The following is a 19,030-nucleotide window of genomic DNA, read 5'->3' as shown; positions in this document are numbered from 1 at the left end:
GCAGCTATGGCGCGTTGCCTACATCAACCCCATCCGCCGGTGTGCACGCTGCACCGAACCGTTACGCATCGCCCAGCGCAACAACGGCGCGCTGCGCTTGACCCCGGCGCGGATCATCCGGCGTTGCAGCGGGCTCTGGTGCTGATCGAGCAGAGTGCTGGCCCAGTCCGGCAGCAGGTCGATCCCGGCTTGCATCATCAAGGCACCAAAAGGCTTGGCCAGCAGGCTGGGGGAGGGCGCGTTCAGCAACAGGCGCAGCACTTCGCGGCTGCGCTCGTCGCACAGCAATTGCGGGCGGATATTCTCAAGGTAATCGGAAATTTCCTGGCGTGAATGCGGCACATCCTGCGCGCCGAGCCGTTCTGCGACGACGGCGATCTCGCTGTAGTAACGGTCTTGATCACGGCCAGAGAGGTACGGGTTGCGATAGCGCAAGTGGGCAGCAAGAAAGTTGCTCACCTCCGCCACATGCACCCAGGTCAGCAGCGCTGGATCGCTGGCCGCATAAGGCCTCCCGTCCGGGGCATGGCCCACCACCTGCAGGTGAATGGTGCGCACTTTTTCGATCAGCCAGTCGGCGTCTTTGCGCGCGCCGAACGTGGTACCGGAAATAAACTGCGAGGTACGGCGCAGGCGCCCAAGCATGTCCTGGCGAAAGTTCGAATGGTCCCACACGCCGGCCAGGGCCAATGGGTGCAAGGCTTGCAGCATCAAGGCGCTGATACCGCCGATAAGCATGCTGCTGAAGTCACCATGGACTTGCCAGCTGATCGAGTCCGGCCCGAACAGGCCCGGATCGCCCTTGGGGTTTTCCAGGTCCAGTTGGCCCAGTGACAAGCCGGTGAGGCTCATCAACTGGGTTTCGATACGGCTGCGGATAAATTCCATGGTGACTCGGGTTTCCTAGCGGTTCAGGCGTTTGTCGATCAGGCCGTCGACGACGCTGGGGTCGGCCAGGGTCGAGGTATCACCCAGGCTGTCCAGTTCGTTGCAGGCGATCTTGCGCAAAATCCGGCGCATGATCTTGCCGGATCGGGTTTTCGGCAAGGCCGGTGCCCATTGGATCAGTTCCGGCTTGGCAAAGCTGCCGATTTCCTTGCTGACCAGTTCCAGCAGGTGTTTTTTCAGCGCCTCGCTGGGTTCTACGCCATTCATGGGGGTGACAAAGGCGTAGATGCCCTGGCCTTTGACATCGTGGGGGTAGCCCACCACGGCAGCCTCGGCCACCTGGTCATGCAGTACCAACGCACTTTCTACCTCGGCGGTGCCGATACGGTGGCCGGATACGTTGATCACATCGTCGATACGCCCGGTGATCCAGTAGTCACCGTCCTCATCGCGGCGCGCACCGTCACCGGTGAAATAGTAACCGGGGTAGGGTTTGAAATAGGTGTCGACCATGCGCTGCGGGTCGCCGTAGACGCTGCGAATCTGTCCCGGCCAACTGGCCTTGATCGCCAGTACGCCGCTGCCGGCTCCGCTGATGACCTTGCCTTGTTCGTCCAGCAGCACGGGCTGCACACCAAACATCGGCTGGGTGGCGCAACCCGGTTTGATCCGCTGGGCGCTGACCAGCGGGCTGAGCATGATGCCGCCGGTCTCGGTCTGCCACCAGGTATCGACAATGGGGCAACGCTGTTCGCCCACCGCGTTGAAGTACCAGTCCCAGGCTTCCGGGTTGATCGGTTCGCCCACGCTGCCCAGCAGCCGCAGGCTGGCGCGGGAGGTCGTCTCCAGCGGGGCGTGACCCTCGCGCATCAACGCGCGCAAGGCGGTGGGGGCGGTATAGAAGATATTCACCTGGTGTTTATCGATGACCTGCCAGAAGCGCGAACTGTCCGGGTAGCTCGGCACACCTTCGAACATCAGCGAGGTCGCGCCATTGGCCAGCGGCCCGTACACGATGTAACTATGGCCGGTGACCCAACCCACATCGGCGGTGCACCAGAACACCTCACCGTCGCGGTAATCGAGTATGTACTTGAAGGTCATTGCCGCCTGGAGCAGGTAGCCGCCCGTGGTGTGCAGCACGCCCTTGGGTTTGCCGGTGCTGCCGGAGGTGTAGAGGATAAACAGCGGGTCTTCGGCGTCCATCGGTTCTGGAGGGCAATGGTCGCTCGCTGCATCCAGGGCCTGTTGATACTTGAGGTCGCGGCCTTCGCTCCAGCTCACCGGTGCGCCGGTGCGTTGTACCACCAGCACCGTGCTGACGTCGGGGCAACTGGCCAGGGCCTTGTCGACATTCTGTTTCAACGCCACCGGCTTACCACCGCGCACGCCTTCATCGGCTGTGATCACGGTGCGGCAGTCGGCGTCCAGAATGCGGTCACGCAGGGCGTCCGGTGAGAACCCGCCAAATACCACCGAGTGCACCGCGCCAATCCGTGTGCAAGCCAGCATGGCGTAGGCCGCTTCCGGGATCATCGGCATGTAGATACACACCCGGTCGCCTTTTTTCACGCCACGGCTTTTCAGCACATTGGCCAGGCGACAGACGTTTTGGTGCAGTTGGCGGTAGGTGATTTTGGACGATTTTGCAGGATCGTCACCTTCCCAGATGAAGGCCGGCTGATCGGCGCGTTGCGCCAGGTGACGGTCGATGCAGTTGTAGCTGACGTTCAACTGGCCACCGGCAAACCACTGGGCGGCACCGGTCTGGATGTCTGACTGCTGGACGGTGTGCCACGGCGTTATCCAGTCGAGAAAGCCCTTGGCCTGTTCGGCCCAGAACGTGTCCGGCTGTTCGATGGATTGGCGATAGAGGCGCTGGTAGTCCTCTTGACTGAGTTGCGCAGCCCGGCGGACGGCATCGGCGGTGGGAAACGTGCTGATATCGAACATGAGCGATCCTTATTCTTGTTTTTGCGACAAGTCATAAAGATGCACCCTGTATGGAGAGGGTTCAAGGCCAACGTCCAAACGGACGTTGGCCTTGCGGTGCCTGCATCAGCCGCGGTGACGGCCGCGGAAGTAGTTGATCAGGCCCTGGGTCGAAGCGTCTTCGGCCAAGGTTTCTTCGGCGCCGGTGAGGCGATTGTATACGCCCTTGCCCAGCTCCTTGCCCAGCTCCACGCCCCATTGGTCGAAGGCGTTGATGCCCCAGATCACGCTTTGCACGAACACTTTATGTTCATACATCGCAACCAGGGCGCCCAGGCGACGCGGGCTGATGCGTTCAACCACGAGCGTGTTGCTCGGACGGTTGCCCGGGATCACCTTGTGCGGTGCCAGCTTCTGCACGTCGTCTTCCGGGATGCCCTTGTCGCGCAGCTCAGCTTCGGCTTCGCTGCGGGTCTTGCCGAGCATCAGTGCCTGGCTTTGGGACAGGCAGTTGGCGTACAGCCATTGATGGTGGTCGGACACCGGGTTGAAGCTGACGATCGGCACGATGAAGTCGGCCGGGATCAGTTGGGTGCCCTGATGCAGCAATTGGTGATAAGCATGTTGGCCGTTGCAGCCGACGCCACCCCAGATCACTGGACCGGTGTCGGTGGACACCGGCTTGCCGTCCTGGCGCACGCTCTTGCCGTTGGATTCCATGTCCAGCTGTTGCAAGTGCTTGGTGATGTTACGCAGGTAGTGGTCGTACGGCAGGATCGCATGGCTCTGCGCACCCCAGAAGTTGCCGTACCACACGCCCAGCAGGCCCAGTAGCACCGGCATGTTCTGTTCGAACGGCGCGTTCTGGAAATGCTGGTCCATGGTGTAGGCACCGGACAGCAGTTCCTTGAAGTTGGACATGCCGATGGCCAGGGCGATTGGCAGGCCGATGGCCGACCACAACGAATAACGGCCGCCCACCCAGTCCCACATCGGGAAGATGTTTTCTTCGCGGATACCGAAGGCCACGGCGGCCGCGTTGTTGCTCGACACGGCGATAAAGTGGCGGTACAGCTCGGCTTCCGAGCCACCCTGGGCCAGGTACCAGGCGCGGGCGGCCTGGGCGTTTTTCAGGGTTTCCAGGGTGTTGAAGGATTTCGATGAGACGATAAACAGCGTGGTCTCGGCGCGCAGCTTCATGGTCAGCTCATGGAATTCGCTGCCATCGATGTTCGCCAGGTAGTGGCAGCGCACGCCTTTGTGGGCGTAGGACAACAGCGCTTCAGAGACCAGCTCCGGGCCGAGGAACGAGCCGCCGATGCCGATGTTCACCACGTCGGTGATCGGTTTCTCGGTGTAGCCACGCCACAGGCCGTCGTGGATGCGGCCGACCAGGTCGGTGATCTGGTTCAGCACCTTATGCACGTCCGGCATGATGTTCACGCCGTTGACCGACAGCTTGTCGCCCACTGGGCGGCGCAGGGCGGTGTGCAGGGCAGGGCGGCCTTCGGAGGAGTTGACCGGCTCGCCCGCATACAGCGAGTTGATTGCGTCCTTAAGGCCCACTTCGTTGGCAAGGCCCACCAGCAGGTCGCGGGTTTCGCCGGTGATCAGGTTTTTCGAGTAATCGAGGAAAAGTCCGCAGCTGCTCAAGGTGAACTGGGAAAAGCGCTGGGGATCGGCATTGAACGCTTCGCGCATGCTGAAATCCTGCATGGCTTGGCGATGTTGATTGAGCGCTTGCCAGGCGGGCAGAGCGGTAACGTCATGAGGGGTGCGGTAGTACGCCATCGCTGCGGGTTTCCTTTTATTACGGGGACTGCCTTTAGGACACTTCAAAGCCCGGAACATCCAGTCTTATCTCAAGGGTTGGGTTCCAGACAGCGCTAACCATAGCGCAGGGCGATTACATTAAACCTAGCGTGTCGATATGTCTTGGCTTTGTCTGCGCTGTGGCCGGTACTTTTTTATACCGGCACAGCGATCAGGGCAATCGGCGGGGTGTTCAGAGGGGTCAGTCGAGGGTCAGATGCAGGTTGTCGATCAGGCGGGTCGTGCCTAGAAAGGCCGCCACCAGAATCACAATATCCCGATCCTCCGCCGTAGCGGCCCGCAGGTGCACGCCCTGGCGCACTTCGAGGTAATCCAGGCGCAACCCGGCAGCCTCGATCTGCTGCACCTGTTCGGCACGCAGCCTGGCGAAGTCGTGATCACCGCTTTTGATGGCTGCGGCAATCTGGCTGAGGCTGCGGTACAGCACCGGCGCGATCGCACGTTGTTCTTCGCTGAGAAAGCCGTTGCGCGAGGACAGCGCCAGGCCATCATCGGCGCGCACGGTGGGCTCGCCGATAATCTGGATCGGCATGTTCAGGTCATGGACCATGGCGCGAATCACGGCCAGTTGCTGGTAGTCCTTCTGGCCAAATACAGCCATGTCCGGCTGGACCATGTTGAACAATTTGCTGACCACGGTCGCCACGCCTTCGAAATGCCCGGGACGGCTGGCGCCGCACAAACCTTCGGACAGTTGCGGGACGCTGACGCGGGTCTGGCCGGTCATGCCGCCGGGGTACATCTCCTCGACGGTCGGCGCGAACAGCAGGTTGCAGCCGGCCTGCAGGAGCTTTTCCTGATCGGCGGCCAAGGTGCGAGGGTACTTGTCCAGGTCTTCGCCGGCGCCAAATTGCAGCGGGTTGACGAAAATACTCGCTACGACAAAGTCCGCCTGCTGCACAGCCTTGCTGACCAGGCTGGCATGGCCGCTGTGCAGGTTACCCATGGTGGGCACGAAGCCGATGCGTTTGCCGGCCTTGCGGGCGTGGGCGACGGCGGCTCTGAGTTCACGTACGGTTTTTACGGTGTTCATGCAGAGAATCCGTGTTCGGCGCCTGGGAAGGTCACGCCTTTGACTTCGGCGACGTAAGCACTCAATGCCGCGTGGATGCTGTCCTGGCCGGTCATGAAGTTCTTCACGAACTTCGGCACGCGGCCGGTAATCGACAGGCCGAGCATGTCGTGCAGCACCAGCACCTGGCCGTCGGTGGCCGAGCCCGCGCCAATACCGATCACCGGCACTTTGACGGCCTGTGTGATTTCTGCTGCGAGTTCGCTGGGCACGCATTCGAGCAGGATCATCGCAACGCCCGCCTGCTCCAGGGCGATGGCATCGGCACGCATCTGGCGCGCCTGGGCTTCGTTGCGGCCTTGGACCTTGTAGCCGCCGAGGATGTTCACGGACTGTGGCGTCAGGCCCATATGTGCACAGACCGGCACGCCGCGCTCAGCCAGCAGGCGAATCGACTCGGCGAGCCACACGGCGCCCTCCACCTTGATCATGTGTGCACCGGCACGCATCAGTTTGCCGGCGTTCAGGAAGGTCTGTTCGACGGTGGCGTAGTCCATGAACGGCAGGTCGGCGATGATGAATGCGCCGTCGTTCCCGCGCTTGACGCTGGCGGTGTGGTAGGCCAGTTCATCGGTGGTGACGGGCAGGGTGCTGTCATTCCCTTGAAGGACCATGCCCAGGGAGTCGCCTACCAGTAACACTTCAACCCCGGCCTGGCAGCAGGCGTGGGCGAAGGTGGCGTCATAGCAGGTCAGCATGGTGATTTTTTCACCTTTGAGCTTGAGGCTCTGCAAGGTGGTCAGGGTAATGTCTGGCATGAAAAGGGTCCTCGTTCAGGCGCTTGGAAACAGCGAGTTACGCGCGTGAGTCTTCGTTATTCAGGCGCACCGTCTTGAGAGCAGTGCTTATAAGGCCTGGATTGCGCCCTTCAGCGCCGGGTTGGCGGCAGCGGGACGCCTATAGTCGTGAGGAGGACACGGGAAGTCAATTGGATGTGTTACCGCATTGTTACGATGGCGGTGTTACCGCTGTTACTGACGCGATTCAGCAACCGGGAGCCGTTCCAGGCCGACAAACGGGCAGGCTTCAAGCAGGGCACTGAGGCGCTTTCCATCCGGCAATTGCAATGCGGCAGGCGCCAGTTCGGCCAATGGATACAACACAAACGCACGCAGGTGCATCTGGTAATGGGGCACCTTCAGGCGCGGTTCGTCGATCAGGCGATCGCCAAACAGCAGAATGTCCAGGTCAAGGGTGCGAGGGCCCCAACGCTCCAGGCGCTCGCGGCCCTGGTCGTTTTCGATGGCTTGCAGCGCATCCAGCAGGTCAAGTGGCGCAAGGCGGCTGTCCAGGGCAGCAACCGCGTTGGTGTAGCGCGGCTGGCCCGGGAGCAGGGAGTCACTTTGGTAAAAGGCGGACACACCCGCGACGCAAGTGTCTGGCAATTGCGCCAGCGCTTCGATAGCGCTGCGCAATTGCTGGTCCGGGGCTGCCAGGTTGCTGCCCATGCCGATGTAGATGCGTTCCACGTTTATTCGCCCGCAGCGCCCGAGGCATCGGCAGCACTGCGTTTGCGCTTGGTGCCGCTGCGACGACGCTTCTTCGGCCCTGCGCCTTCGCCATCACCCTTGCTGCCGAGGTCGCGAATCATGTCGCGGCGTTGGCTGTCATTGGCATCCTGATAGTCGGTCCACCATTCGCCCAGGCCGTCGGTCTGCTCACCGGCGCTTTCGCGCAGCAGCAGGAAGTCGTAGCCGGCACGGAAGCGCGGGTTGTCCAGCAACAGGTCGGCGCGCTTGCCGCTGCGGCGCGGCAGGCGTTCCTGCATGTCCCAGATCTCGCGGATCGGCATCGTGAAACGTTTCGGGATAGCGATGCGCTGGCACTGTTCGGCGATCAGCTCGTGAGCGGCTTCCTGCATGGCCGGGATCGGCGGCATGCCACGCTCCTGCAGACGCAGTACGCGCTTGGGCAGGGCCGGCCACAACAGGGCGGCAAACAGGAACGCCGGCGTGACCGGTTTGTTCTGCTTGATGCGCAGGTCGGTATTGATCAACGCTTCGCTGATCAGCGTGTGGGTATAAGTCGGGTTGTACTCCAGTGCTTCGGCGCTGGCCGGAAACAGTGGGTCGAACAACTGCAGGTCAACCAGCATTTCGAAGGTGTCGGCGGCGTAGCCCGAGAGGAACAGCTTGAGCACTTCTTCGAACAGACGCGCGGACGGGATTTCCCGCAGCATCGGTGCCAGCTCGCGTATCGGTGCGGCGGTATGCTTTTCGATGCCGAAGTTGAGCTTGGCGGCGAAGCGCACGGCCCGCAGCATGCGCACCGGGTCTTCCTGATAGCGCTGTGTCGGGTCGCCGATCAGGCGGATCAGGTTATTGCGGATGTCGTGTACGCCATTGGCGTAATCGAGGATGCGTTCGCTGACCGGATCGTAATAGAGGGCGTTGATGGTGAAGTCGCGGCGCTGCGCGTCTTCTTCCAGGGTGCCGTAGACGTTGTCGCGCAGGATACGCCCGCTCTCGTTGCGGGAGGACTGATTGGTATCTTCCTCTTCATCGTTTTGCGGGTGGCCGGCACGGAAGGTCGCGACCTCGATGATTTCGCGACCAAAGTGGATGTGCACCAGCTTGAAGCGGCGACCGATGATTCGCGCATTGCGAAACTCGGCACGCACTTGCTCAGGCGTGGCACTGGTGGCGACGTCGAAATCCTTAGGCGTGATATTGAGCAGCATGTCGCGTACGCAGCCGCCTACCAGGTAGGCCTGGTAACCGGCGTTCTGCAACCGTTCGACGATATTCACCGCATAACGGCTGAATTGAGCGCGCTGCAACGAATGCTGGCTGCTGTTGAGCACTTCAGGCGTGCTGCGTTTGTGTTGCGTACGACGCAAGGGAGAACGGAATGACTGGAACAACTTCTTCAGCATGGGATGCACTGTTTGAAGGAATGTTCGGCCATAACGAAGAATGACCGCATGATGGGCGGGGATTCTAGCATTTAGTCAGGGGATGGTGTAGGAACAAGCTTCGGCGTTGCGCCATAAGCCTTAAATCGTCAAATCCCGGAAACTACAAGGGGAGCCGAAGCTCCCCCAGAAGTAGTTGCGTGCTCTATTTTTATTATTGATTTCGGGCTTCTTGTTTTTGTTGATCGCCCTCGCCATGAAGCTTCACCTTCATGACACTCCCAATCGGGAGTCAAGAGCAAACGGATTGCTTTGGTCGCTGTGTTGCTGATCTACGATCCAACCAGTTCAGGCTCTGCCTTAGGGCAGTTTTTGTTGTTCTCGGCCTGGTTGCGGGGCAAGCCCCAAATGCAACGCCTCTCCAAAAGAATCAGTTAGCTGCGCCTCCGCCGTGTTGTTTTTGTTATGCGTGAGTCGATTCGTCTTATTTTTATTGTCTTGTACAAAGCTTGTTATTGTTTTTGTACTAAGCATATAGCAGGGTGCGTGCCAACTTTTGCGTCGCCCAGCAAAACCGGGGGGTTGAGGTGGTTTTTGGTTTTTGAAGGGCGAAAAAAAGCCGGGGCTTCGTTACCGTAAGCCCCGGCTTTTGTTACGCGAAATATCCGCGGTAACAGTTTTTTCACATCGGAGGGTGTTACCTGTGGAGGCGCACCCTCAGCTTTCGCTGGCCACCCCGGTCTTGCGCCGTGGAATGCCCAGGCGCTGGCGGCGTTCCCACAGGCACTTACGGCTCACGCCCAGCTTGCGTGCCAACTCGGTCTCGGTCATGTGGTCCTGGTGCTCCAGGACGAAATGCTGGAAATAGTCTTCCAGTGACAAATCTTCCGTCGGCTCATGGCTGGTATTGCTACCGCCGCCCTGTGTCGGGACCAGGCCAATGAAATCGTCATCCTCCAAGTCACTGAGTTCAATATCGATACCCAGCAGCTCGGCGGAAATATCCGGGCTTTCCGACAGGATTACCGCACGCTCGACCGCATTCTCCAGCTCCCGCACGTTACCCGGCCATGAGTAATGCCGAATGGCTTGCTCGGCGTCGGGCGCGAACGTCAGGTCGGTGCGGTTGATGCGCGCACTCTGGCGCAGCAGGAATGCGTTGGCGATCTCATTCACGTCGGCGCCGCGCTCACGCAGGGCCGGCAATTTGAGCGCGATCACGTGCAGGCGGTAATACAAGTCTTCACGGAACTGACCGATCTTGGCCAGGCTCTTGAGGTCGCGGTGGGTGGCCGCGATCAGGCGTACGTCAACCTTCTGCGATTGCACCGAGCCTACACGGCGAATCTCACCTTCCTGCAGCACACGCAGCAGTCGCGCCTGGGCCTCCAGCGGCAACTCACCGATTTCATCAAGGAACAGCGTCCCGCCGTCCGCCGCTTCCACCAGGCCCGCACGCCCAGCGCTGGCGCCGGTAAACGCGCCTTTCTCGTGGCCGAATAGTTCGGACTCGATCAGGGATTCTGGAATCGCCGCACAGTTCACCGAAATCATCGGTGCCTTGGCGCGTTTGGACAGGTTGTGCAGGGCGCGGGCCACCAGTTCTTTACCGGTGCCTGACTCGCCCTGGATCAATACATTGGAGTCGGTGGGCGCAACTTTACGGATCTTGCTGTACAGGTCCTGCATCGGCGGGCAGGAGCCAATGATGCCGATTTCGCCGTTGCTGTTGTCGATCCCCGGTTTGTCGGCGCCGTTGGTCGCCTTGCCTGTGGGGCGCTGTTCGGCAGGCGCGCTGCTGGCTGACTGGCGGTCACGCAGGATGCGGGCCACGGCCTGGAGCATTTCATCGTGGTCAAACGGCTTGGCAATGTAGTCCACCGCGCCCATTTTCATGGAGTCAACCGCCGAGCGCAGGCTGGCATAGCTGGTCATGATCAGCACCGGGGTGCCCTGGCCAAGCTTGATCAGCTCGGTGCCCGGTGCGCCGGGCAGCCGCAGGTCACTGACAATCAGGTCGAACGTGGGGATGCTGAAACGCTCTTGTGCTTCCTGCACCGAGCCGGCTTCGCTGACCTGGTACTGATTGCGCTCAAGCAGGCGACGCAAGGCAGAGCGGATAATGGTTTCGTCTTCGACGATCAAAATGTGCGGCATTGATTCAATTCTCTCGACGGTCTCAGTTCACAGCGGACGTCGCTTCGACATGACGCGGCAAGGTCACCCGAATACGGGTGCCGCGTTGGCTTTCGGTGTCAGCCGGGCTGTCGATGGTGATTTGTCCATAATGCTCTTCAACGATGGAATAGACCAGTGCAAGGCCCAGACCGGTACCTTCACCCGGGTCCTTGGTGGTGAAGAAGGGTTCGAACAATCGGTCCATGATGTTCTGTGGAATACCGCTGCCTTCATCTTCGACGATCAGATCGACGGTATGTTCGAAAGCCTCGGTCTTGACGCGTACCGCACCACCGGCCGGGGTTGCGTCACGGGCGTTGGACAGCAGGTTGATCAGCACTTGGGCCAGGCGTTGTGAGTCGCCGTCGACCCAATGGTCGGGGTCGCACAAGTTGAAGAACTGTACTTCGAAATTGCGCCGGTTCAAGGCGAGCAGCCCAATGGCATCCTGGGCCACTTCGGCCAGGCACACGGCCTCATCCAGATTCTGATGGCCGCCGGCATGGGCAAAGCTCATCAGCGACTGCACGATGCGCGAGACGCGCTTGGTCTGTTCGAGGATTTGCCCGCTGATTTCGATGATTTCGCCGTCTTCTTCACGCTCTTCCCGCAGGTTTTGCGCGAGGCAGGCGATACCGGTGATCGGGTTGCCGATTTCGTGGGCCACACCCGCCGCCAGGCGACCAATACTGGCCAGGCGCTCGGAGTGCACCAGCTTGTCTTCGAGCATCTGGGTTTCAGTCAGGTCTTCGACCAGCAGCACCAAGCCGCTGTTACCCGGGGCCAACGGTTCATCGATCGCGGCTTTGTGCAGGTTGAGCCAGCGGGTCTGGCCGTCGAGGGCCAGGTGCTGTTTGTGCAAATGCTCGTCGGGCAGGTTGATAAAGCCCTGGAGCAGTTCTTTCCACGGATCGCCCAGGGTATTCAGGCGCGAGCCCACCACCCGTTGCGCGGCGATGCCGGTGAGTTCTTCCATGGCCTTGTTCCACATCAGGATCTCCTGATCCTTGGCCAGGGAACACACGCCCATCGGCAGTTCCTGCAGGGTCTGGCGGTGGTAGCGGCGCAGGGCGTCGAGTTCGGCCGCCAGGCCGGTGAGGCGTGAGTGGTAATCCTCCAGCCGGCTTTCGATGAAATGGATGTCCTCGGTGACGTAGTTTTCGCCGCCGGCCTTGTAGGGCAGGAAGGTTTCCACCATGTCCTGGGACACGCTGGGGCCCATCAGGCCGGAGAGGTTGGCTTCGATGCGGTCGCGCAGGCGACGCAGCGCATACGGCCGGCGCTCGTCAAAGGGCAGGTACAGATCGCGCAGCGCCTGCTCGACTTCCTTCTGAGCCGCCTTGGCGCCGAGGGGCTTGGCCAGTTGCGTGGCGAATTCCTGGGGCGAGGCTGCGTGCAGTTCGCGGCGTTGCGGGCGACGCACGTTATCCACCGCGCACGCCTCGGCGGCGCTGGTCTCTTCCGGGCTGGCATTGGTGAACAGCGAGATCAGGGTGAACATCAGTACGTTGGCGGCCAGTGAGGCAATTGCCGCCATGTGCCAGCTGGTGTCGTCCAGCACGTAGATCATGTTCAGCAGCGGAATGTAGAAACCTTGCAGGTTGCCGACCAACGGCAGCAGCATGGTGACGATCCATACCAGGATCCCGGCCAGCAGCCCGGCGATAAACCCACGGCGATTGGCGGTCGGCCAGTACAGCACCGACAGCACTCCCGGCAGGAACTGCAAGGTGGCGACAAACGCGACAATGCCCAGGTTGGCCAGGTCTTGCCCGGCGCCGAGCAACAGGTAGAACCCGTAGCCGGCCATGATGATCGCGACGATCAGCGCGCGGCGCGTCCATTTCAGCCAGCGGTAGATATTGCCTTCGGCGGGCGGCTGGTACAGCGGCAGCACCAGGTGATTGAGGGCCATGCCCGAAAGGGCCAGCGTCGTGACGATAATCAGCCCGCTGGCAGCAGACAAGCCGCCGACATACGCCAGCAGCGCCAACGCCGGGCTATTGGCGGCGATACCGATACCCAGGGTGAAATACTCGGGGTTGGTGGTGGCCCCCAGTTTCAGGCCGGCCCAGAGGATCAGCGGCACCGCAAGGCTCATTAACAGCAGGAACAGCGGCAAGCCCCAGCTGGCGCTGACCAGCGAGCGCGGGTTGAGGTTCTCGGTGAAGGTCATGTGGTACATGTGCGGCATTACGATCGCCGAGGCGAAGAACACCAGCAACAGCGTGCGCCATGGGCCTTCCTGCAGCGGCGTGTGCAGGGCGGCGAGAGCGGTCTGGTTTTGCAGCAGCCACAGCTCCAGCTGTTGCGGGCCGTCGAACACGCCATAGAGCGCGTAGAGGCCGACGCCGCCGATGGCGATCAGCTTGATCACCGATTCGAACGCAATCGCAAATACCAGCCCTTCGTGCTTCTCGCGGGTGGCGATGTGGCGTGAGCCGAAGAAAATCGTGAACAGGCTGATCAGCGCACAGAACGCCAGGGCGACCCGGTGTTGCACCGGCTCGCGGGTCAGGATGCTGATGGAGTCGGCTACCGCCTGGATCTGCAGGGCCAGCAAGGGCAGCACGCCGATCAGCATGAACACCGTGGTCAATGCCCCGGCCCACGTGCTGCGGAAGCGGAAGGCGAACAGGTCGGCCAGTGACGACAACTGATAGGTGCGAGTAATTTTCAGGATCGGGTACAGCAGCACCGGTGCCAGCAGGAACGCGCCGGACACACCCAGGTAGCTGGAGAGAAAGCCGTAGCCGTATTGATAGGCCAGGCCGACGGTGCCATAGAACGCCCAGGCGCTGGCGTACACGCCGAGGGACAAGGTGTAGGTCAACGGATGGCGAATGATCGCCCGCGGAATCATTCCGCGCTCACTGATCCAGGCGACGCCGAACAGTGCCGCCAGGTAGGCGGCGCTGATCAGCAGCATCTGGGTGAGGCTAAAGCTCATCGGCATCTTTTTGGCTCTGCAGGATGAAGGTCACGACGATCAGGATCAGCCACAGCAGATAGGGGCGATACCAGGCGCCCGTGGCGTCGATCCACCAATCCATGATGGCGGGGGAAAACAGGTAGATCCCGACGACCAGCAGCAGGACCAATCGATAGATGTACATGTTGGCCTTTGATTGAGAGTGCGGTAATGCAACGGTTTTCTGTAGGAGCGAGCTTGCTCGCGAAGGGCGCTAACCTAAACGCGTACATCCTGGATAAACGTGTTGCCTCGGAATTTTTCGCGAGCAAGCTCGCTCCTACGCGATGGTAACGGATGGCTGGCAGGCTGCAAGCGCCTTCAGCGTAATTGCGCTTCGGCCAGGGTCAGTGTGCGCGGGATCCTGCTGGCATCCCAGTGCACAATGCCCCAATCCAGCAACTCCCGTGGGCTGGCATGAAGCAGTTCGTTGCCAGGCTGCTGGCCAAGGGCGCGCAGGGCTCTCAATAGCAGCGGCGTGGCCTGGTCGGGATGCAGCGGCGGGGAACGATAGGATTTGCCCAGCTTGTTACCGTCCGGCTGGACGATCAACGGTACGTGCAGATAGCGCGGCTGGCGCAGGCCCAGCAACTCCTGCAGGTACAGCTGGCGTGGCGTGGAGTCGAGCAGGTCGGCGCCGCGCACGATATCGGTAACCCCTTGCCAGGCATCGTCGAGCACCACGGCCAGTTGGTAGGCGTAGAGGCCATCGCGGCGACGGATGACGAAGTCGCCGACATCACGGCCCAGGTGTTGTCGGAATTCTCCTTGTACGCGGTCAGTAAAGTGGTACTCCAGCTCCGGAACACGCAGGCGGATGGCGGCGTCCTGCTGGTCGTGACCGGCATTTCGGCACAGGCCTGGGTAAATCCCGTCGTAGGGCTCCAGTTGTTTACGTGAACAGGTACAGGCGTAGGCCAGGCCGTGGTTGAACATGTCGTTCAGTACCTTGGCGTAGGCGTCATGCCGCTCGCTTTGTCGGACCAGTTCGCCATCCCACTCAAAGCCGTAGCTTTCCAGGGCATGCAGGATTGCCGCCTGGGCGCCGGGCTCTTCGCGGGGCGGATCGAGGTCTTCCATGCGCATCAGCCAGCGGCCGTGATTGGCGCGGGCGTCGAGGTAGGAGGCGAGGGCGGCGACCAGGGAACCGAAGTGCAGATGGCCGCTGGGCGTGGGGGCGAAACGCCCGATATAGGTAGAGGCAGTCATGGGCCGGATACTACTGGAAAATCGGTAAATCCCAGAAACAAAAACGGGGCGTTCGCACGCCCCATTCGTTCAGCTCGGCTGGATCACTTGCCGACCTGTTTTTCCTTGATTTCAGCCAAGGTCTTGCAGTCTACGCAGAGGTCCGCAGTAGGGCGGGCTTCCAGGCGACGGATACCGATCTCGACACCGCAGGATTCGCACCAGCCGTATTCTTCGTCTTCGATCAGTTGCAACGTCTTGTCGATTTTCTTGATCAGCTTGCGCTCGCGATCGCGGGCGCGCAGTTCGAGGGCGAACTCTTCTTCCTGGCTGGCACGGTCTGCCGGGTCCGGGAAATTGGCGGCTTCATCCTTCATGTGGTCAACCGTGCGGTCGACTTCCTGCATCAAGTCCTGCTTCCACTGCTTCAGGATTTTGGAGAAGTGCTCGCGCATGGGCTTGCCCATGTATTCCTCACCCTTCGATTCAACGTAGGGTTGGAAGCCGCTGATGCTCTGTTGCTTTGCTTGGGTGGACATGAATAGACCGCCTCTCACTCTTCTAATCCATTGCGCAGGATTGCAACGTCACCGACACCTGCCGGCCCTGCGGCTGCAAGCGGGCGAACTTACCAGATAGATTCAGGGTGCGCCACTCCCGGTTGTCGACGCCCGTCATGCAGGGGTTGCAAACTGCAGCAGCCCGCTGTGGCTGGGTATGCATCGTCTCGAATGTTGATTTTAGTCGTTTTGCAAGCGCTTGCCGGGTTCATCTTGGACGGCCAGGCAGGCAATAGAGCATGTTTTACCGCGAGGGTTCGGTAGAATCCTGATTTTGTCCTCACCGTTAAGGAAGGCTAATGGCTCAGCCCTACAGTGCGCGCAGTCGCGCCATCGAACCTTTTCATGTCATGGCGTTACTGGCGCGAGCCAATGAGCTGCAAGCGGCCGGCCATGATGTGATCCACCTGGAGATCGGCGAGCCGGATTTCACCACGGCCGAGCCGATCATCCAGGCCGGCCAGGCGGCGCTGGCCAATGGCAAGACCCGCTATACTGCGGCCCGTGGCCTGCCGGAATTGCGTGAAGCCATCAGCGGTTTCTACCAGCAGCGCTACGGATTGAACGTCGATCCCGAGCGTATCCTGATCACTCCCGGGGGCTCCGGCGCACTGTTGTTGGCCAGCAGCCTGTTGGTGGACCCCGGCAAGCATTGGCTGCTGGCAGACCCGGGTTACCCGTGTAACCGGCACTTCCTGCGCCTGGTGGAAGGTGCCGCGCAACTGGTGCCGGTAGGCCCTGAAGTGCGTTATCAACTGACCGCTGATCTGGTGGCCAGACACTGGGATCAGGACAGCGTGGGCGCGTTGGTTGCCTCCCCGGCGAATCCCACCGGCACGATCCTCACGCGTGATGAATTAGCCGGGCTTTCCGACGCAATCAGGGCGCGTAACGGCCATCTGGTGGTGGATGAGATCTATCACGGCCTGACCTACGGCACTGACGCCGCCAGCGTGCTGGAGGTCGACGATGAGGCCTTCGTCCTGAATAGTTTTTCGAAGTATTTCGGCATGACCGGCTGGCGCCTGGGCTGGCTGGTGGCGCCGCCGGCTGCGGTCGGCGACCTGGAAAAACTGGCGCAAAATCTGTATATCAGCGCGCCCAGCATGGCCCAACATGCGGCGCTCGCCTGTTTTACCCCGCAGACCCTGAGCATTCTGGAGGAGCGCCGTGCCGAATTTGGCCGGCGTCGCGACTTCCTGCTGCCTGCCTTGCGCGAGTTGGGCTTCGGGATTGCGGTAGAACCGGAAGGTGCGTTCTATTTGTATGCCGATATCAGTGCGTTCGGCGTCGATGCCTTCGCATTTTGTCGTCATTTCCTCGAAACCGAGCATGTCGCCTTTACCCCCGGTCTGGATTTTGGCCGCTATCAAGCGGGTCATCATGTGCGCTTTGCCTACACGCAAAACCTTGATCGACTACAGGAGGCGGTGGAACGAATCCAGCGTGGCCTACGGAGCTGGCAAGGCTGATGCGCTTTTATCCTCCCCTCGAAGAAGGCCGGCTGATTCGCCGTTATAAGCGCTTTCTCACCGATATCGAAACCGTTACCGGCGAGTTGTTGACTATTCACTGCCCAAATACCGGTTCGATGCTCAACTGCATGGTGGAAGGCGGGCAGGTCTGGTTCAGTCGCTCCAATGACCCCAAGCGCAAGTTGCCCGGTACCTGGGAAATTGCCGAAACGCCCCAGGGCCGCTTGGCGTGCGTTAACACGGCACGCGCCAATCCGTTGGTCGAGGAGGCATTGCGCGCTGGCGTGATCACTGAACTCAACGGTTTCACCGCGTTGAAGCGGGAAGTGCCTTACGGCCAGGAGAAAAGCCGCATCGACTTTCGTCTCGAATATCCCGACGGCGCGGCGTATGTGGAAGTTAAAAGTGTCACGCTGGGGTTTGATGGCACCCGGGTTGCCGCTTTCCCCGATGCGGTGACCCAGCGTGGCGCCAAGCACCTGCGGGAGCTGGCGCACCTGGCGCGTGAAGGTGTGCGGGCGGTGCAGTTGTATTGCGTCAACCTCTCGGGGATTGACGCGGTGCGCCCGGCGCTGGAAATCGATGCTGCCTACGGTGCGGCCTTGCGCGAGGCTAAAGCTGCCGGGGTGGAAGTGTTGGCGTATGGGGTGCGCGTGACGTCCGAGGAGATTTGCGTGGATCGTCGGTTAGAGGTGTTGCTCGACTAGAGATCCACCCACAGGCCCTGTGCGTCTTCGCGACCGCGCAGGGCCTTGAGGCTTTTACCTGCGCATGGGCCGGCAATGCACTCGCCGCTTTCGATCAGGAACAGCGCGCCGTGGGTGGCGCATTGGATCAGGCTGGCGCTGTCGTCAAGGAACCGGTCGGGTTGCCACTCCAGTGGAATGCCGCGATGAGGGCAGCGGTTGATATAGAAGTAGGCGATGCCGTCCCGGCGTACCGCCAGCAGCGGCGTGCCATCCATCGTAAAACCGAGGCTGCTGTTGGGCGCGAGCATGTCCGAGGGGCAGAGAAACTTCATTTCAATCCTTAAGTGCCTTGACGTTCAAATGCAAACAATTATCAAATGCCGGCTTCGCCCGTTAGCTGACTGGGTGCTCAGTTCGATGTCCGCCAGGGGTTATCTGTCACATCGATGAGTGCTCGAAAGGCCCTGCCCTTTGGAAGGAAACCCTGTTATGCGCCTGAGTGCCAGCGCTATTGCGCTTGTTGTCGGACTGCTGGTCAACCATGGGGCGCAAGCCTCTGAACTGCCACAACGCTGGGTGAGTGCCGGTGGGGCGCTGTCGGAATGGGTCACGGCGTTGGGCGGTGAGCCGAAGTTGGTCGGCGTGGACACCACCAGCCAGCATCCTGAATCGCTCAAGGCGTTGCCAAGTATCGGCTATCAGCGGCAATTGTCGGCCGAAGGCATTCTCAGCCTGCGCCCACAGGTGCTGGTGGGGACTGAAGAGATGGGGCCGCCGCCGGTGCTGGCGCAGATTCGCAGTGCAGGTGTCCAGGTCGAGATGTTCTCGGCGCAGCCGGATTTGCCGACCTTGAAGGGTAATCTTCAGCACCTGGGCAAGTTGCTGGGAGATGAGGCTAAGGCCAGTGCATTGTTTACCGGATATGAACGGGCCCTTGATCAGCAGAAAAGCTGGGTCGTCAAGGCTCAGGCCGCGCAGAAGGCACCTGGCGTGTTGCTGCTGATCGGTCATGCTGGCGGCAAGCCGCTGATTGCCGGTAAGGACACAGCGGGCGATTGGGTGGTGCAGCAGGCCGGCGGGCATAACCTGGCTACCCACAGCGGTTACAAGCCGTTTTCGGCGGAGTCGTTGGCAGGGTTGAGCCCGGATGTGCTGGTGTTTGCCGATCGTGCCCTTACCGGAGACGCGGCGCGCGCGGCGTTGTTCAAGGAGAATCCTATCCTGGCTTCGACGCCGGCGGCCAAGCGTGGGCGTGTGTTCGAGCTGGACCCGACCTTGCTGGTGGGTGGGCTTGGACCGCGCCTGCCGCAAAGTCTGGTGAAACTCTCGGCCGGCTTTTACCCGCCACAGGCTAAACCCGCTCCATGACCACTCTGGTTAAACCGAAAAC

The 19,030-nt window shown here is 61.0% G+C and carries 16 protein-coding genes; 3 read left to right on the top strand and 13 right to left on the bottom strand.

Annotated elements, in window-relative coordinates; genetic code table 11:
* Positions 1-18 precede the first annotated feature (18 nt).
* The 12 genes from J3D60_RS16600 to dksA all read right to left on the bottom strand — a co-directional run bounded on the left by J3D60_RS16600 (position 19) and on the right by dksA (position 15,455).
* Entirely contained in the window at positions 19-888 is an 870-nt protein-coding gene (locus J3D60_RS16600; RefSeq protein WP_253492060.1) for an oxygenase MpaB family protein, read from the bottom strand.
* 15 nt (positions 889-903) lie between these two features.
* Positions 904-2,841, bottom strand: a complete 1,938-nt coding sequence (gene acs / locus J3D60_RS16595) for an acetate--CoA ligase (protein ID WP_253492059.1) — start codon at positions 2,839-2,841, stop codon at positions 904-906.
* Positions 2,842-2,946: 105 nt separating this feature from the next.
* The gene (pgi, locus tag J3D60_RS16590; protein ID WP_027605377.1) at positions 2,947-4,611 is read right to left on the bottom strand and encodes a glucose-6-phosphate isomerase; all 1,665 of its coding nucleotides are present in this window, start codon (positions 4,609-4,611) and stop codon (positions 2,947-2,949) included.
* Positions 4,612-4,834: 223 nt separating this feature from the next.
* Positions 4,835-5,686: a pantoate--beta-alanine ligase gene (panC, locus tag J3D60_RS16585; protein ID WP_027605378.1), complete on the bottom strand. Its 852-nt coding sequence runs from the start codon at positions 5,684-5,686 to the stop codon at positions 4,835-4,837.
* Positions 5,683-6,483, bottom strand: coding sequence for a 3-methyl-2-oxobutanoate hydroxymethyltransferase (gene panB / locus J3D60_RS16580; RefSeq protein ID WP_065938273.1), 801 nt, complete (start codon positions 6,481-6,483; stop codon positions 5,683-5,685). Before panB ends, panC begins: the two co-directional genes overlap by 4 nt.
* Before the next feature lie 213 nt (positions 6,484-6,696).
* Positions 6,697-7,194, bottom strand: coding sequence for a 2-amino-4-hydroxy-6-hydroxymethyldihydropteridine diphosphokinase (gene folK, locus J3D60_RS16575; RefSeq protein ID WP_253492057.1), 498 nt, complete (start codon positions 7,192-7,194; stop codon positions 6,697-6,699).
* Positions 7,195-7,196: 2 nt separating this feature from the next.
* Positions 7,197-8,600 (bottom strand): polynucleotide adenylyltransferase PcnB, encoded by a 1,404-nt coding sequence (locus tag J3D60_RS16570; RefSeq protein ID WP_027605381.1) that lies wholly within the window; start codon positions 8,598-8,600, stop codon positions 7,197-7,199.
* A gap of 696 nt (positions 8,601-9,296) precedes the next feature.
* Positions 9,297-10,736 carry a sigma-54 dependent transcriptional regulator gene (locus J3D60_RS16565; RefSeq protein ID WP_253492055.1) on the bottom strand — a complete coding sequence of 480 codons (1,440 nt, stop codon included), beginning with the start codon at positions 10,734-10,736 and terminating at the stop codon, positions 9,297-9,299.
* A 22-nt stretch (positions 10,737-10,758) separates the two neighbouring features.
* Positions 10,759-13,713 (bottom strand): sensor histidine kinase, encoded by a 2,955-nt coding sequence (locus tag J3D60_RS16560; protein WP_027605383.1) that lies wholly within the window; start codon positions 13,711-13,713, stop codon positions 10,759-10,761.
* Entirely contained in the window at positions 13,697-13,873 is a 177-nt protein-coding gene (locus tag J3D60_RS16555) for a hypothetical protein (protein WP_003176118.1), read from the bottom strand. Before J3D60_RS16555 ends, J3D60_RS16560 begins: the two co-directional genes overlap by 17 nt.
* A 176-nt stretch (positions 13,874-14,049) precedes the next feature.
* Positions 14,050-14,937 carry a tRNA glutamyl-Q(34) synthetase GluQRS gene (gene gluQRS, locus J3D60_RS16550; RefSeq protein ID WP_141607328.1) on the bottom strand — a complete coding sequence of 296 codons (888 nt, stop codon included), beginning with the start codon at positions 14,935-14,937 and terminating at the stop codon, positions 14,050-14,052.
* Positions 14,938-15,020: 83 nt separating this feature from the next.
* On the bottom strand, positions 15,021-15,455 hold the full coding sequence (gene dksA / locus J3D60_RS16545; RefSeq protein WP_005791430.1) for an RNA polymerase-binding protein DksA: 435 nt from the start codon (positions 15,453-15,455) through the stop codon (positions 15,021-15,023).
* Positions 15,456-15,775: 320 nt separating this feature from the next.
* On the opposite strand from dksA, the gene J3D60_RS16540 reads away from it, so the two are divergent.
* On the top strand, positions 15,776-16,948 hold the full coding sequence (locus J3D60_RS16540) for a pyridoxal phosphate-dependent aminotransferase (RefSeq protein ID WP_253492052.1): 1,173 nt from the start codon (positions 15,776-15,778) through the stop codon (positions 16,946-16,948).
* Positions 16,948-17,658: a DNA/RNA nuclease SfsA gene (gene sfsA / locus J3D60_RS16535; RefSeq protein WP_253492050.1), complete on the top strand. Its 711-nt coding sequence runs from the start codon at positions 16,948-16,950 to the stop codon at positions 17,656-17,658. Before J3D60_RS16540 ends, sfsA begins: the two co-directional genes overlap by 1 nt.
* Here sfsA and J3D60_RS16530 read toward each other — a convergent pair.
* Positions 17,655-17,972 carry a Rieske 2Fe-2S domain-containing protein gene (locus J3D60_RS16530; RefSeq protein ID WP_065925298.1) on the bottom strand — a complete coding sequence of 106 codons (318 nt, stop codon included), beginning with the start codon at positions 17,970-17,972 and terminating at the stop codon, positions 17,655-17,657. The two genes, sfsA and J3D60_RS16530, sit on opposite strands and share 4 nt — an antisense overlap.
* Before the next feature lie 157 nt (positions 17,973-18,129).
* Between J3D60_RS16530 and J3D60_RS16525 the strand changes: the two genes are divergently transcribed.
* Positions 18,130-19,008: a hemin ABC transporter substrate-binding protein gene (locus tag J3D60_RS16525; protein WP_092488560.1), complete on the top strand. Its 879-nt coding sequence runs from the start codon at positions 18,130-18,132 to the stop codon at positions 19,006-19,008.
* Positions 19,009-19,030 lie beyond the last annotated feature (22 nt).

This window comes from Pseudomonas sp. S3E17 (assembly GCF_024168685.1).
GTDB lineage: Bacteria > Pseudomonadota > Gammaproteobacteria > Pseudomonadales > Pseudomonadaceae > Aquipseudomonas > Aquipseudomonas marginalis.
Note: the sequence above shows the minus strand (reverse complement) of the source record. Positions and strands in the feature narration are given on the sequence as shown.

Bases quoted from the DNA above. Each gene is read 5' to 3' on its own strand.
- J3D60_RS16570 (WP_027605381.1), bottom strand. From the start codon at position 8,600: ATGCTGAAGAAGTTGTTCCAGTCATTCCGTTCTCCCTTGCGTCGTACG.
- J3D60_RS16530 (WP_065925298.1), bottom strand. From the start codon at position 17,972: ATGAAGTTTCTCTGCCCCTCGGACATGCTCGCGCCCAACAGCAGCCTC.
- J3D60_RS16560 (WP_027605383.1), bottom strand. From the start codon at position 13,713: ATGCCGATGAGCTTTAGCCTCACCCAGATGCTGCTGATCAGCGCCGCC.
- J3D60_RS16565 (WP_253492055.1), bottom strand. From the start codon at position 10,736: ATGCCGCACATTTTGATCGTCGAAGACGAAACCATTATCCGCTCTGCC.
- acs (WP_253492059.1), bottom strand. From the start codon at position 2,841: ATGTTCGATATCAGCACGTTTCCCACCGCCGATGCCGTCCGCCGGGCT.
- panB (WP_065938273.1), bottom strand. From the start codon at position 6,483: ATGCCAGACATTACCCTGACCACCTTGCAGAGCCTCAAGCTCAAAGGT.
- sfsA (WP_253492050.1), top strand. From the start codon at position 16,948: ATGCGCTTTTATCCTCCCCTCGAAGAAGGCCGGCTGATTCGCCGTTAT.
- pgi (WP_027605377.1), bottom strand. From the start codon at position 4,611: ATGGCGTACTACCGCACCCCTCATGACGTTACCGCTCTGCCCGCCTGG.
- dksA (WP_005791430.1), bottom strand. From the start codon at position 15,455: ATGTCCACCCAAGCAAAGCAACAGAGCATCAGCGGCTTCCAACCCTAC.
- gluQRS (WP_141607328.1), bottom strand. From the start codon at position 14,937: ATGACTGCCTCTACCTATATCGGGCGTTTCGCCCCCACGCCCAGCGGC.
- J3D60_RS16540 (WP_253492052.1), top strand. From the start codon at position 15,776: ATGGCTCAGCCCTACAGTGCGCGCAGTCGCGCCATCGAACCTTTTCAT.
- J3D60_RS16600 (WP_253492060.1), bottom strand. From the start codon at position 888: ATGGAATTTATCCGCAGCCGTATCGAAACCCAGTTGATGAGCCTCACC.
- J3D60_RS16555 (WP_003176118.1), bottom strand. From the start codon at position 13,873: ATGTACATCTATCGATTGGTCCTGCTGCTGGTCGTCGGGATCTACCTG.
- J3D60_RS16525 (WP_092488560.1), top strand. From the start codon at position 18,130: ATGCGCCTGAGTGCCAGCGCTATTGCGCTTGTTGTCGGACTGCTGGTC.
- panC (WP_027605378.1), bottom strand. From the start codon at position 5,686: ATGAACACCGTAAAAACCGTACGTGAACTCAGAGCCGCCGTCGCCCAC.